Source organism: Pseudomonadota bacterium (assembly GCA_039815145.1).
Classification (GTDB): domain Bacteria; phylum Pseudomonadota; class Gammaproteobacteria; order Steroidobacterales; family JBCBZW01; genus JBCBZW01.
The window spans coordinates 1-14,215 of sequence record JBCBZW010000131.1 but is presented as its reverse complement, the minus strand read 5'-3'; the positions used below and the strand labels follow the sequence as shown (position 1 = coordinate 14,215).

The following is a 14,215-nucleotide window of genomic DNA, read 5'->3' as shown; positions in this document are numbered from 1 at the left end:
TGGGGATCTCCCAATCCGGCGTCACCCCGTCGACCCGCGTGTCTCCCGACGGCCGGATGATGTGTGCTTTGGGAAAGCCCACCGTCAGGCCCGTGTGCGGCAGGGTGAACTGCTCCATCGCGCCGTAGGTGGTGGCCATGTCCGAGGTCTTCTCACCGGCGATCACGGCGAAGCCGTAGTCCTGCACCGTGGCAGCGACGTTCACGGCATTGGAGTAGGAATGGCGATTGATGAGCACGACCACTTCGCCCTCGAAGCGTCTGCCCTCCCGGGGCTGTGCCCAAGGGATGTCGAAGGCGAAGCGTTCACCACGTGGGGTCTCGGCGTAGTCGCGGGCGAACTGGGCGGAGACGCCCTCGGTGGCGTCCGGGCTGGCATCGAGGCGCGCCTGGTTGGACGCCGCCGCCTCGTCGCTCGAGCGAATCAGGAACGCGGAACAGAAGCGAAAAGGCCGATCGGCGATCCAGGCCAGCATGGGATCGCTGAAGGAGCTGTCGCCGCCCGGGTTGTCGCGTATGTCGATGACCAGCTGCTGAGCATCGGCATCGAGGAACTGCTCGAAGGCCTCGTCGATAAAGGTGAGGTACGCGCTGTTGTCCCACATCGCGTTCGGGTTCTCCGCGTTGTAGAAGGGACCCGGGCGCAGGTAGGCGACGCCGTGGTCGAGCATGCGGGCGAGGCGATCGTTGCTGTTCAGGGCGAAGCGCTCGGGCTGCGCCTGGCTTGCAGCGCGCATCGCCTCAGCGGTCTGCGCCGGCACCTGCGCCGCGTATTGCGCGCCGCCCGCATCGCGCAAGGTGAGCTCGAAGTGCGCCGGCTCGCCGAGCTCCAACCACAGGTAGCGGCCGAAGGTGAACTCGAGGAAGGAGTGGGCGATGTAGGGGGTGTCCGCCGAGACGTGTGCGGCCGTGCGTTCGAGCCAGCGGCCGATCGGCTGCCCGTCGAGGGTCAGCACCTCATCGCCGGGTTGGATGCGGCCGACGCCGGAGAGATTCTGGTCGACGTAAACGCGATCCTCGTGGATGCGCAGGTAGATCGGAAAGGTGGCGCCGCCCTGCTCACGAAAGGCCTGGTAGGCTTCGCTCGGAAACTCGATGCGGGCGTGAGCGACGTTGCCGTAGGCGGCGAAGCGCTGGAACAGCACCTGCGCGTCGAACAACGTCATCGGCGCGTCGAGGCGCTCGCGAAGTTCCTCGTAGCGGGCGTCGTACTCGTCCTTCGCACGGTGAACGTACAGATCGGCATGGGCGCTGCGCAAACCGTGATACAAACGAGCAAAGTCCGCCTGCAAGTGTTGCGCCTCGATGGGGCGCTCCCAGGCGGGCATCTCCCCGCTCTCCTGGGCCAGCGCGGTGAGACTCAAAAGCGAAAGACCGACAGCGGTCAGGATCGAGACGTGAGCGATACGACGGTGCATCCGATAACTCCAAGGGGGCTGAGAAGGCCGCCGATTCTCCCCATCGCCTGCGCCAACACCATGTTCTGCAGCCCCTTTTTTCCTCCCGAAATCCTGACCGGGAGGGATGCGTAGGGTGGAGGCATCGCCCCGACCCCCGTTTCGCCTGGGTGATTGGCGCGTCGAGCCCACCCTGGGGCAACTGCACCATAACAACGGCGGCGAGCCCATCACCCTGGAGCCTCGGGTGATGGAGTTGCTGCTGCTACTCGTGGAGCGCGCCGATGAGGTGGTGTCTCGCCCCCAGATCGAACAGACCCTGTGGGGCCAGGTGGTGGTGGGCGAGGACACGGTGGCGCGTACGGTCTCCAAGCTGCGCCGCGCCCTCGGCGATGCGGCCAAGGCGCCGCAGTACATCGATACCTTGCCCAAGCGCGGGTATCGCCTGATCGCACCGGTGGCGCCGCTGGGTCACCCGGTCGAAGAGGAATGCCTGCCCATACGGCCCCCCCGGCGAGGGCTGATCGCTCTCGGCCTGGCCGCGGTGGCGGTGCTGCTCGTCGTCGGCCTCACGTGGCGACCACCGCAACCGCCGCAGGGGGAAGCGCCCACGGCGAACCCACCGTCCGACGCCGCGCTGCTGACCGCTCGCGCCGACGACCGCTACATGCGCTTCACGCGGGCCGACAACGAGGCGGCCATCGTGCTCTACGAACGGGCCCTGGCCGACGACGCCAGCTACGGCCCGGCCCACGCAGGACTGGCCAACGCCCTCGTGCAACGGGTCATCCGCTGGCCGCCGTCATCGCCCTCGCCCGACGCCCAGGCCTCCACCCTGCAGGAAGCGCTGGCACGCGGCCTGCCGCAGACGCCGCAGGCGCAGGAGATTCTCACTCGGGCCACCGCCATGGCCGAACGGGCCGCCCGGCTCAGCCCAGACGATGCGGACGTGCTCAAGGCCCTGGGCCTGACCTACGCCATCCAGGGCGACCTCGACCGCGCGGCAAGCACCTACCGTCGAGCGATCGCAGAAGATCCCAACGCCTGGGAGAGCATGATCAATCTCGGCGAGGTGTTTCTGATTCGGGGCCAACCGGCAGAAGCGGCCGCGACCTTCGGCCAGGCCTTCGACGCGATGGAACGCGAATACGCCGAGGCGCCTCAGCGCGTGGGCCCCTGGCAGGGCGCCGTGGGCGTGGCCGTCGGCAAGCTACAGGATTCGCTCGGTCATCATGAGGAGGCCGAGCTCTGGTATCGGCGAGTGCTGGAGAAGTACCCCTTGGACCCGGAGGCCACTCGGCACCTCGCGCGCCTTCTGGAGAGCGCGGGTGACCCGGCCCAAGCGGCGCAGCTATGCCGCAATCTGGCCGCGCGACTGGGGGATCAAGCGGGGTGCGCGGTGAGCGCTGAGCAGCCCCCTGCGCAGTAGCCGCCGCTGATCCGTTCAGAACGGCCACAGGAAGCGAAGCGCGAAGCGCGCAAGGCCGGCCCGCGCCGAGGTCTGCTGATCCACGTTGACCAGCAACGCGCCGCCGCCCTCGGGTTTGACGTAGGCCTGGCTCAGGTAGATGTCGGCGAAGTTGTTGTAACTGTCGATGGAGAAGCGGGTCGAGCTCTGCATAGCGATGATGCGATCGGGTGGCAGGCTCGCGTGCTCCTGTGCGGGCAAGACGGTCTCCACCCGCCCGTCGGCCAGGAACACGACCCGGCCGGGCCCGGTGACCTGGGGAAACGCGAAGCCCCCCAGCAGTAGCGTGCCGAAGCGCGCGCTGAACAGGGTGGACAGGGTGACCGTCGACTCCATGCCGACGAAGTACCGCAGGTCCACCATCACCGACTCGTCGGCGCCCAAATTCCATTCGACGAAGCGGGCGCCGCGGGTGGCGCTGTAGCGCACGGGCGGTGCCCCCGGCTCGAGGTCCACGCGGTTGAGGGCCAGCGTGCCTGACCACAGGCGGCCGAAGGGGGCGCCGGTGGGCTGCGGGATGGTGAAGCGGGGCGCGCACCCGGTCGCGGCGAAGCGTCGACTCATGTACATGCAGGCCGGCTTGTCGGCGGACAGCTCGTAGCGATCTCCAGTCTCGCGCAGGCTCGCCGTGGTGTGGGCGCGATCGCCGTCCGCGCCGATGGACACCCACCCTCGCCCCTTGCGGTGATGGAGCGCCACGCGCGAGAAGACGTTAGCAAAACTCTTGATGCAGATGAGCAGGAACAGCACGATGCCCGCACGGTGGGCGATGTGCAGGTAGAGGAAGGTGTAGGCGAGGTTGCGCTGCACCTCACGGTTGGCCTCGATCACCTTGCCGATGGCAGCGCCCTCGGCCTCCCGCAAACGCGCCTCGGCGGCGGCTTGGCGCTGGCGCGCCTGCCCCTGGCCCTGCGCCGCCAGATCGCCGAGGGCCTCGATGATGTCGTGGCGCATCGTGGCGTAGGCCTTGTTCGAAGCGTCCTGGGCAAAGCCCTCCGCCGCGTTCATCAGCGGACCGGTGAGCCCCCCGTTGTCCGGCCGATCGAAGGCGATACGCGGGCGAATCGCCCCGCGCGCGATGGACTTCACCTCACCGCGCAGATCCGCCGACAGCATCTCGTCCATGGAGCGGCGCACCGAGTCCACCTGGGCCTGGATCTCCCGGATCTGCAACACCGCCTGCAGGGCCACCAGGCGCTGGGTCTGGGTCTGGATGGTCTGCGGCACGGGCGGCGCGTCCAGGGTCTGCGTGCCCTGCTCGCTCAAGGCTATCGACACAGCTAGGTTCGCCTTGAGGTTCTCACGCACGGTCTTGTCGATCACCACGAAGGGGCCGAGCAGGAGCAGCATCGGGGTCCACAGGACGAGGCTGTGGAGCAGCCCCCACGCGGTGCCGATCGGCCCCAGGCGGGCGAACAGGGGCGCATTCTGGGCGAAGATGAACCAGACCAGGCGCAGGGCCACGATGAGGCCGGCGACGGCGAACAGGTTCACCACCCAAGGCCACAGGGGCGAGTGCACCGCTCCCACGCGAAGCCCGATGGCAGTGACCGCGACCACACACAGGAACCACGCCACCGCACGCGAGTAGAACCGGAGCGACACGGTCACCCAGAGCAGGCTCGCCAGGGCGGCGAAGCGCGGCACGTCGGCAACCCAGCGATCGGTAAGCCCAAGGCTTTGGGCGATCGCCGGCGCCATACTGTCCGGGTTCACCGCGTAAGCCACGGGCACCAACAGGGCCTGCACGAGCGAGTTGAGTGAAAGGCCGCCCTCGCTGACGGCCACCGCCACGCTCACGCCGAACACCACGTGAGGCAGCGCGAGGCCGATGAACAACAGCCCGAGACGCCAGCGCAGGATCGCGCCCAGGAGCCCCTGGAGATAGGCGAGCCACAGCAAGACCGCTAAGGCGAACAGCAACCAGGGCGACGCCACGGACTGCGCGATCTGCTGGCGCAGGCTGTCACCGTCAGCACCGGTGCCGAGCGCGAACAGGGAATAGGCGGCCAGGGTGGGCGCGACCGCATGGTCACCCTCCACCGCTTGCACCTGGAATCGCCAGGACACCTCGGGCGCCACCTCCCGCCACAGGGAGGCCGCATCGAAGGAGGCTACCTGCGGGAAGAGCAGGACGAGAATCAGGAACGCCGCGGCGTTGGGAAAGCGAGTGGCTGCACTCGGGGCATCGGACGGCGACCGTCGGCGACTGTAGACCATGGAGGGGACATGTCCGGCAGCGGGCGCCGTGCTGCGGGACGGGCCTAACCTACAAGGGCCCGATCATACCTTGCCGCTCAACCGCGACGAGAACGCGGCTTGCGCTCGCCCCTGAGAAGGCAGCACCAACGAAAACGGCGGGCACCAGGCCCGCCGTCTCCTCTCATCACGCCGAGCTGACGCGCACTCGCGCGTTCGCTCAGCGCTCCCCCGTCAGATCAGATGGCACGACGGCGCGACACGCGCGTCAGCAGCAGGCCGCCAAGGCCGAGCAGGGCCAGCGTGCCAGGCGCGGACACCTGCTGCTGGGTACCGCCGAACAGACGGATGTGCGGATCCACGCAGGCGTAGCCGCGGTCGCTGCCGCCGCCGGCGATGTTGGCGTTGTTGTTGATCGACTCGAAGCCACCCATGGCCGTATTCACACCGCTGCAACCGTTACTGATGTCCCAGCTGCCGGTGAGCGAGCCCTCCGTGCCCCAGATGCCGATGTCGTAGCGACGGTCGGCACCGAAGACGAAATCCACGTTGGCAAAGGTGAGATAGCTTAAGGGGCCATTCGGATCGCCCATGACGTCGATCGACTCGGTGTACAGCAGGTTGTTGCCGATCGGTGCCCAGTCCAGCGAGCCGCGCGTACCGGCTATGCCGCTATCCCAAATCCCGAGGGTCACGGTCATGTCGTTGTTCGCGCGGTAGCGCAGGTCGATCTGCTCCACGAAGGTCTCTTCGAGGCTGTTGAGCACCGTGCCGAAGGTGTAAGTAGCGCTACGAGTCTCTTCCCTGTAGTTGGACGCTCCCGTACCCGAGAAGTTGTCGAAGAGGATCGTGGCATTGGCCGCGCCGGCGAGCGTCGTCGTTGCCATAAGTACTGCGAGTGCTTTCATAGGGAAGCTCCTGTCGTAAGAAACCGAGCGCTACCAACGTGGCAGCAGGTGGCTTCTGCGGTGCAATAGGCGGGCCAACCCGGGGCTCACTCAAGCGTCGCAAGCACTTATAGTAATGCTTTTGTTAACTCTGCAATCAGCGCTACTGCGCGTGTAAATCTCCTCGACGCCACCACTGCCATCTAACTGTGACACGGGTCACATTCGCTTCCCACATAAGGCAAAACGGGCGATCAACGCACCGCTGATCGCCCGTCTCACCGAGACTTACTTAATCTACTTGGTAGCTTGCGACGCGTGCCGCAGGATCCTGCTAGCGGGCGGCCTGCTCCGCCTTGGCAGCGCTCACCATGGCCCGCACATCGGCCCGCAGGGCGGCGGCGTCCCACACGATGCCGTCGCGTATCGTGTACTGCACCCCGCCCACGCGACGCAGCTCGCCGCTCGGTCGCTGCAAGCGCAGGTGCCCCGTGCCGTAGAGCACCTTGAGGTTCTGCAGCGGATTCTCGGGCACGATGAGCAGATCCGCTTCCTTGCCCCGCTCCACCGACCCCGTGCGATCAGCGATGCCGAGCAGCTCCGCCCCGTTCAGGGTGCCGATACGGATCACGTCGAGGGGGTGCATGCCCGCCTCCTGCATCATCTCCAGCTCGCGGATGAAGGCGAAGCCGAACAGCTTGTAGATAAAGCCCGCGTCCGAGCCCGCCGCCACCCGACCGCCGGCCAGGCGGTAGTCGCGCACGAACTGCATCCAGCGCTCGAAGTTGCGGCGCCAGTCGATCTCGTTCGCCGTGGTCCAGTCGAAGTGGAAGGAGCCGTGCAAGCGCGGGTTGGGTTTGAAGAATCGCCACAGGGCCGGCATCGTGTAGTCGTCGTGCCACTCGGCGCGACGGGCCCGCATCACGTCACGGTTCGCCTCGTAGATCGAGAAGGTGGGGACCAGGGTGACGTCGTGCTCGATGAGCTCCGCGATCACCTCGCGCCAACGCTCGCTGCCGGGCGCCGCCGCCTGCAACCAGAGCCGCCCCGCCTCGCCGAAGCGGTCCTGCTCGTCGTCGTACACGTAGTCCGCGGGGTAGTCCTGCACCACCCGGTCGTCGAACAAGGCCTCGGGTAGGCCGTACCAGTGCTCGATGGAGTCTAACCCCCAGCGTGCGCTCGTAAGCGCGTTGACGCGAGTCACGGAGGTTTGGTCGTGGTGCGAGGCGGAGCGCATCCCGAGGTCGCGGATCTCCAACAGGGCGCCCTGGGTGGCGGGCGGCGAGGCGCCGCGGAACTTCACCCCATCCGCCCCGCGCTCGCGCACGGCTCTGACCCACGCCGCGGCTCGGTCGGCCCTCGTGACGCTGCCGCCGGGAAACATCGGGTAAACGTGGATACTAGGTGCCGTGATCTCCCCGCGCGCTGCGCGCTCTTTCTCGCGCACCGTGAAGCCTAGGCCCATGCCCGCCGCCACCTCGCGCACGGTGGTGATGCCGTGGCCCATCCAGAGCTTGTACACGTACTCGCTCGGCAGCAAGGGGCCCGCCAGGCCTTGGTTGGGCGAGTTTATGTGCGTGTGGACGTCGATGAATCCCGGCAACACCCAGGCGCCCGCCAGATCGATCTCTCGCTCCCCCTCGCCCGTCGCCGGCGCCACGCGAAACTCCGCGGCGAGGGGTTCACCGGGCACGCCCGCTCGATTGATGCTGGCGATCCGCCCCTGCTCGATCACGATGTCGACGAGCCCTCGGGCCGGCGCGCCGGTACCGTCGACCAACATCGCGGAGCGCAACACGAGGCGCTCGTAGGGCCCCGCGCCCTCGCCTGCCGGTCGATCGGGAGCGGGGGGCGGTTCGCCGATGCCGAAGCGGGCGAAACGACTAATGCCTTCTTCGCCGGGAGGGGGCCCCTCGCTATCCTGCGCCGTCGCGAGGGAATTCGCGGTGAGGGTGGCTGCCATGAGCAGCGTGACCAAGGGGTGTCTGGGTGACATCGCGATCCCTCCGCGAGTGATCAAAGTTGTTCGGCCAGGGCCTCCAGCTGGCCGGCGATCGGTATCGCCTGCGCCGGGCGATCCAGAATCGCCGCCAGGGCGGGGGGCACCTCCACCGCGTGGCCGACGAGGGGCTCGACGATGGTGTCGAACTTCGCCGGATGCGCCGTCGCCACCGCCACCCATGGGCCCGCGCGGCGCGTCCGCTCAGGCAGCTGTTCGTAGACGTGCAGGGCCGTGGCCGTATGCGGGCACCAGATCTGTTGCCGGCGCCCCGCGTCCTGGCGGATCTGGCCACGGATCTGCTCGTCGCTCACCGCGTAGGCGCTGACCGCGTCCGTGACCTCACGCCATTGCGGATGCTCGTGGCGCAGGCGCTCCATGTTGCTGGGGTTGCCCACGTCCATCGCGCTGGCGAGGGTTGCCACGCTGTCGCGCGGTTGCCAATCGCCGCTCGCGAGGTAGTCCGGAATCGTGCGGTTGGCGTTGGTGGCGAGGATCACCTGGCCGATGGGCAGGCCCATCTTGCGCGCCCACACACAAGCCAGGGCGTTGCCGAGGTTGCCCGTGGGCACGATGTAGTTGGCAGGCGCGCCCGTGCGACGCCACACGGCCATGCTGGACGCGGCGTAGTACGCCGCCTGCGGCAGGAGCCGGCCGATGTTGATGCTGTTGGCCGACGAGAGGCGTACGCGATCGCGCAGGCCCTGGTCCGCGAAGGCGGCCTTCACCAGGGCCTGGCACACATCGAAGGGGCCGTCCACGCTCAGCGACGTGACGTTGTCCCCCCAGCAGCACAGCTGGTGCTCCTGGCGCGCCGACACGAGACCGCGCGGAAACAGGATCACGATGCGAATGCCCGGCTGGCGATGGAACGCCGCCGCCACCGCACCGCCCGTATCACCGGAGGTGGCGACCAGGATGGTGAGATCGCCCTGCGGATCGCCACGCTGCGCCTCCAGGCGTGTCAGGCACGCGGCCAGAAAGCGCGCACCCACATCCTTGAACGCCGCCGTGGGGCCGTGGAACAACTCGAGCACCGAAAGATCTTCCGATGCGGGCGCGTCGAGAGCGACCAGCGGCAAGGGGAAGGACAGGGCCTCCTCGGCGATGGCGCCAACCTCGTCGGCCAGGGACGTGCCGGCGAAGAAGGGCTCGAGCATGCGCCGTGCGATCGCGGGCGGCGTGTGATCGTCTGCGAAGGTCTGCGGCGTGAAGCGCGGAAAGTCTGTCGGGACGAAGAGGCCGCCGTCCGCGGCGATCCCCCGTTGCAGCGCTGCCTCTAAGGGCAGCGGCTCGCCGCCGCCCCGAGTGCTGATGAAGTGCATAGTCCTACCCCAAGCTTGCGTCCGAGCTTACTGCCTGGGGGCAGGGATTGCGACCGACCAAACCCGAGCAGCGCCGGGTGTCCGGGCAGGTGTCACCGGCCCTTCACCCCGATCGATGGCGGGGAGCTCCACGTCAACCGCCCCGGAGCTCGGAACGAAGCTGGGCGCGGGCGCGACCAGGTGACCGTCCCCAACGCACCTCGACGGCTTGGATCGCGCACGAAGAGTCAGCGAATCCGTTAGCTGAATGAAATTCACTGAAGCCCGTGCAGGAGGTCTGCTCGTCCGGCGCCACCAGCACCAAACTCGGGTTGGGGCTTTCGATGCGGATGGTAGGCCGACCTGCTGGGTTGCCCCTAGGCGGCCGGTGAAGAATCGTCGGCATAGAGCGTGTCGATGGTTGCTCGCAACGCTGCTGATGTCGAGGAAGACGACGGTGTTGGTCACCTGCCCCGTGCCATCGACGACCTCAGGAGCGGACGCCGTCTACGCCGCCGGACGAACGGCGCGACCGCGAGGGCTTACTCAGGCGGGAGCACGTAGCTCCAGGTCTCCGTGAGCGTGTCGTCGCAGCTGCGCAGGAAGCCGCGCAGCTCCAAGGCCTCGGTCGGATCCTCGCGACGCACGCGAAGCAGCATCCGCCAGGCGCCGTTGGCCTCCAGACGGTAGGCGTTTTGCTCGAGGATCACGCCGCTAGAGGATGCGCTGACCACGGCCTCCACCGACGCGCCGGCCGGCAGTGTGGTCAGGGCAGGGCCGGTGAAGTCGACCACGAATTGGTGCTCGCCCGGACCGAGCGATGCGTAGCCGCGACCCGCCCGGGTCTGCGCCACCCACCCACGGGTGGGCTCCTCGCGCTGCGCACCCTGCCAATGCAGGCGATAGGTGAAGCGTAGCGGTCGATCGGGTGTGATCGCCTCGGCGGGCACCCAGTAGGCCACGATGTTGTCCTGGGTCTCGTCCGGCGTAGGCAACTGCACCAGCTCCACCCGACCGGGACCCCAGTCACCGAGCGGTTCCACCCAGAGGCTCGGCCGCAGGTCGTAGCGCGCCTCATTGTCCTCGTAGGCATCGAAGCGACGGTCGCGCTGGATGAGGCCGAAGCCGCGCGGCGCCGCCATCGCGAAGGACGTCACCAGCGGTGCACGTGGATTGACCAGGGGACGCCACAGCCACTCACCGTCTCCACTCGCCACCAGCAGACCGTCCGAGTCGTGCACCTCCGGGCGGAAGTCCTCGGCGTTCGGCTGGTTCTCGCCGAAGGCGTACATGCTGGTGAGCGGGGCGACGCCGAGGGTGGCGATCGCCGTACGCGGGAAGAGCTGGGCGTGCACATCGATCGTGGTCTGCGCGCCGGGATGGATGTCGAAGGCGTAGGCCCCTGCCACGCTGGGCGAGTCGAGCAGGGCGTAGACGGTGAGCGACGCCGCGTCCTCCGCCGGCGCCTGCACCCAGAACTCGACGAAGCGCGGGAACTCCTCGCCGTCACCACCTACCGTGTCGATGGCCAAGCCCCGGGCCGAGAGTCCGTAGCGCTGACCGGCACCGAGGGCGCGGAAGTAGCTGGCGCCGAGAAAGACGATGAGCTCGTCGAGGTACTCCGGCGAATTCAGCGCGTAGTGGGCCCGGAATCCGGCGAAGCCGAGATCGGGGCGCGTGAGAACGTCCCCTAGCGTGTTACCTCCGTAGTCGAAATCAGTGCTGTCGAAGATCACGGGCGCGACGCGACCGTCCTCCTCGATGGCATTCACGCGCACGGGGTGCAGCTGGTACTTGCCCAGGTGAAAGAACATCAGCTCGAAGGGCTTATCGCGATCGCGCCACAGGGATCGCTCGGGGCGAAAGCGAATGTCGCGATACTCATCGTAGGTGAGGGCGGCGAGGGCCGGGGGCGGATCGAAGGCCTCGGGCGCGTAAGGCTCCGCTGCGAGGGCACGGGCCTTCCCCAGGATCCGCTCGAAGGGATCCAGCGGCGTCGACCCGGCGGCGTCGCCGCCCTGAGTTCGCGCCACGCCTGTGCTCACCAAACCGGCGGCGACGACCATGACGGCCAACGCTCTCGAGACGTGCCTGCTCAACCCGGAACCCTCATTCATCCATCACCCCCTACTGCAGCCTTAGCGCCAGGCGCAGGCCGAGCGCGCTGACCAGCAGGGCGAGGAGAAAGCTGAACTCCCAACCCCGCATCCAATCGGGTCCGGCATTGAGGTAGACGCGCGACGGCAACTGCAGGCTCAAGCGCTCCACGGGACCGCCCGCCTCCAGGTACCCAGCCGGATTGCCGAACAAGCCGTTCCACCAGAGGCGCTTGTGCATGGCGGGCACGGGGGCGTCGACGATGACCGACCCCAACGGTCGCCCCGCCGGGTCCGACAGGCGAACCGTTGCCACCGCCTCCTCACCCTCGCGGGCCCTACTCCAGGCGGCGCCATACGCGTGCGGCTGGGCCTCGACCGTAACGCTCTTCCCCGCCTCCGGCCACGCGTAGGCGAACGTGTTGCTGGCCCAGGCGTAGAGAAAGATCACGGGCAGCGCTGCCAGCACTGTGGGGCCGAGCACCCAGCCCAAGCGGGCGAGCGCCAGGCGCAGGTGACCGCCCAGCAACGGCCACGCACTGGCGAAATCCCCCTCGTAGGCGTTGAGGCGTCGCTGGCTGCGCGTCGCCAGGCGCCCGATGACCCGCAAGCGTCGCTGCGGCGAGACCAGGGCGTAGGTCCCGATCGACAAGGCACCACCGAGCATTCCCCATAGCCACAGGCGCAGCACACCGGGGAGTCCCTCGATGAGGCAGTCGATCGAGGTCAGCGCCGGCGAGGCGGCATCGAAGAGCCCCACGGTCAGGGGTCGTCGCGGTCGCCAGCGCCCGGTGCCCGGGTCTCGGCCCGCGCGGTGCGCAGCATCTTGCGAATGGGCCAGAACACGATGAACCCTACGGCCGCGACCACCGCCACCAGCAGCCCCCACAGCGCGCCGAGCAAGCTCAGGCCCGCGCCGGGCCCGACGTAAGCCTCGGCGGGCAAGGCCACCGCCAGGGCTACCCACGTTAGAACGGGCAGGCACGCTGCCCGAGGACGGATCGATTCCATGATCACCCTCCTGAGGATCTCTCGAGTTGTCCCGCAAAGGCGGCGTCGAAGGCTTCGGGGCCGACGCGAGTGCCTGCGGAGATGATGGCGATACGCTCTCCACGCTCGGTGGTCGCGCGCGCCGGGTTGCGGTACTCCCACACGATGTCACCCGATGGGGTGACCTCCAGCAAACGCCCCCGTTGGGTCTCCGTGATGAGCGTGTTGCCGTTCTCCAAGCGCTGCTGGACACCGCGAATGGCCGAGTGGAAGGGCCTGTCGGCGGTGCCCGTGTACTGCCAGGTGTGGGCCTGGGTCGTCGGATCGAATTCGAGCACGCGGCTGCGACCACCGGGCCCGAACCAGCCGCCGTTGTCGTACAGCAGCACCTGTCCGTTGGCCAGCAGGTCTGGGTCGTGCTGGCCGATCCAAGGGCCGCGCAGGGCCCAGGTCATTTCCTCGCTGCCGAGGTCGATGAGCGCGAGCACCCCGGGCTCGCGCATGGACACCATCACCTGCCCCGACTCGACCCCCGGCAGGGTGGCCGCCCAGGCGTCGGACACCACCTCCACGTCGTTGGCGTGGAGGAAGTCACCGCTACCCTCGAGGAGATAGAAGGGCAGCAGGCCGAGCATCCCCTCGAAGGGCGAATCGACGAACGCCGGTAGCAAGGCGATGCGCTGCAGCTCCACCCCGTCCGGCGAGAGCACCACGAGCGAGTCGTCGATGCGCGGCGGACGCAGGTAACCGGCGCGCGGGATGGGCTCGTGGTTGATCGCATGGATCAGGGTGACGATGCGGCCGTCGGGCATCACGTCGAGGGCGTGGTGGGCGCGTTCGAGGTAAGCCCAGCGCGGCTTGGACTCGCGATCCATGCGCACCACCCCGTAGCCGTGGGGCGTATCACCGACGCCGTCGTACACCACCAGCAGGTCACCGTCCGCCAGCACGCGGGCATAGCGGAAGTAGGTGTGCGTGTCCGGCACGGGGGCCTCGATGGCGCCGCCGGGTGCCCACACAGCGCTGTAGGGCAGGTGCCAGCGATGCACGACCCTACCGAAGGAATCGATCAGGTAAGCGCTGGGTTCATGGCCGGAGGTGTAGAGTGTGTAGCCCGGCTGCATGCGCCCGCTGTCGCGCACCGTGACCCCACTGCCCTCACCGACCGGCTCACCGTACAGATCCGTGAGTGCGGCCTGCGTCGACTGACGGCGCTGACTCGCCAGCGCCAGGGCAGCGGTGCGCACATCGCGAAAGAAACCGTAGGGCGGCTGCTTTGCCAGCATCAGGAAGCTGCCGGCACAGAACGCCAGGAACGCGACGCTCAGCACCAGCACGGCTCTGTAGATCCCTTCGGACATCGCTCACCCCCTCCGGCGCGCCGCCAGACACACCCAGGCAACGTAATACCTATAGGCAAGGTTGACTGCGGGGACGGCCAAAAGGTGACCTGTCTGGGGGCGGCGACAGGGCGGATCCGACGGATGGTCGAAGCGTGCGGCCGTGAGGGGGAACTCGAGCCGCTCAGCTGCAGTTCAGGTTCGCTTTGCTAGCGTATCGGGCAACTGCAGAGGAGCTTGCCCCATGACCCACGCACCGAAGAAGCAAACCCCCGCCCGTGAGATCGCGCGCAAGGCTCACTGCGTCGCCTGGCTGCTCGCCGGGGTGGGTGTCCTGGTGGCCTCGACGCGTTGACCCGCGGGGCCTGGCGCGCCTACGCCGGGCCGCCTCCTGAGGGGCGACTACGCGCCCCTCCTTCGCGAGCGCCCCAGGGCGTGTTGATCGACCCGGGAACGTCCGCCTACACTTAGGACTCGCTCTTGACCCCTCGCCTGCGACTCACCCCGCAGCGAGGCAGGGCGCGGCGCGTGCCCCT

Annotated in this window: 10 protein-coding genes; 1 reads left to right on the top strand and 9 read right to left on the bottom strand. The window is 68.1% G+C overall.

Annotation, left to right across the window (positions count from 1 at the left end; translation table 11 throughout):
• A partial coding sequence (locus AAF184_21205) for a S41 family peptidase (protein MEO0424868.1) occupies nucleotides 1–1,417 on the bottom strand: 1,417 nt, incomplete at its 3' end.
• Nucleotides 1,418–1,532: 115 nt separating this feature from the next.
• Here AAF184_21205 and AAF184_21200 point away from each other — a divergent pair.
• A complete protein-coding gene (locus AAF184_21200) occupies nucleotides 1,533–2,825 on the top strand; it encodes a winged helix-turn-helix domain-containing protein (GenBank protein ID MEO0424867.1) in 1,293 nt (430 codons plus the stop codon).
• A gap of 15 nt (nucleotides 2,826–2,840) precedes the next feature.
• On the opposite strand, the gene AAF184_21195 is transcribed toward AAF184_21200, so the two are convergent.
• The 8 genes from AAF184_21195 to AAF184_21160 all read right to left on the bottom strand — a co-directional run bounded on the left by AAF184_21195 (nucleotide 2,841) and on the right by AAF184_21160 (nucleotide 13,700).
• Nucleotides 2,841–5,084, bottom strand: coding sequence for an AIM24 family protein (locus AAF184_21195; GenBank protein ID MEO0424866.1), 2,244 nt, complete (start codon nucleotides 5,082–5,084; stop codon nucleotides 2,841–2,843).
• A 218-nt stretch (nucleotides 5,085–5,302) separates the two neighbouring features.
• Nucleotides 5,303–5,971 (bottom strand): hypothetical protein, encoded by a 669-nt coding sequence (locus AAF184_21190; GenBank protein MEO0424865.1) that lies wholly within the window; start codon nucleotides 5,969–5,971, stop codon nucleotides 5,303–5,305.
• A gap of 313 nt (nucleotides 5,972–6,284) precedes the next feature.
• The gene (locus tag AAF184_21185) at nucleotides 6,285–7,946 is read right to left on the bottom strand and encodes an amidohydrolase family protein (protein MEO0424864.1); all 1,662 of its coding nucleotides are present in this window, start codon (nucleotides 7,944–7,946) and stop codon (nucleotides 6,285–6,287) included.
• Nucleotides 7,947–7,966: 20 nt separating this feature from the next.
• Nucleotides 7,967–9,274 carry a threonine synthase gene (thrC, locus tag AAF184_21180; GenBank protein MEO0424863.1) on the bottom strand — a complete coding sequence of 436 codons (1,308 nt, stop codon included), beginning with the start codon at nucleotides 9,272–9,274 and terminating at the stop codon, nucleotides 7,967–7,969.
• 521 nt (nucleotides 9,275–9,795) lie between these two features.
• Nucleotides 9,796–11,352 carry a glucan biosynthesis protein G gene (locus tag AAF184_21175; protein MEO0424862.1) on the bottom strand — a complete coding sequence of 519 codons (1,557 nt, stop codon included), beginning with the start codon at nucleotides 11,350–11,352 and terminating at the stop codon, nucleotides 9,796–9,798.
• Between the two features lie 28 nt (nucleotides 11,353–11,380).
• Nucleotides 11,381–12,109, bottom strand: a complete 729-nt coding sequence (locus AAF184_21170; GenBank protein MEO0424861.1) for a hypothetical protein — start codon at nucleotides 12,107–12,109, stop codon at nucleotides 11,381–11,383.
• Nucleotides 12,110–12,111: 2 nt separating this feature from the next.
• Complete coding sequence (locus AAF184_21165; GenBank protein ID MEO0424860.1) at nucleotides 12,112–12,360, bottom strand: hypothetical protein; 249 nt, start codon at nucleotides 12,358–12,360, stop codon at nucleotides 12,112–12,114.
• A gap of 2 nt (nucleotides 12,361–12,362) precedes the next feature.
• Complete coding sequence (locus AAF184_21160) at nucleotides 12,363–13,700, bottom strand: arylsulfotransferase family protein (GenBank protein MEO0424859.1); 1,338 nt, start codon at nucleotides 13,698–13,700, stop codon at nucleotides 12,363–12,365.
• Between the last annotated feature and the right edge of the window lie 515 nt (nucleotides 13,701–14,215).

Coding starts and splice junctions, on each gene's coding strand:
- AAF184_21160 (MEO0424859.1), bottom strand. CDS start 13,700: ATGTCCGAAGGGATCTACAGAGCCGTGCTGGTGCTGAGCGTCGCGTTC.
- thrC (MEO0424863.1), bottom strand. CDS start 9,274: ATGCACTTCATCAGCACTCGGGGCGGCGGCGAGCCGCTGCCCTTAGAG.
- AAF184_21185 (MEO0424864.1), bottom strand. CDS start 7,946: ATGTCACCCAGACACCCCTTGGTCACGCTGCTCATGGCAGCCACCCTC.
- AAF184_21165 (MEO0424860.1), bottom strand. CDS start 12,360: ATGGAATCGATCCGTCCTCGGGCAGCGTGCCTGCCCGTTCTAACGTGG.
- AAF184_21195 (MEO0424866.1), bottom strand. CDS start 5,084: ATGGTCTACAGTCGCCGACGGTCGCCGTCCGATGCCCCGAGTGCAGCC.
- AAF184_21190 (MEO0424865.1), bottom strand. CDS start 5,971: ATGAAAGCACTCGCAGTACTTATGGCAACGACGACGCTCGCCGGCGCG.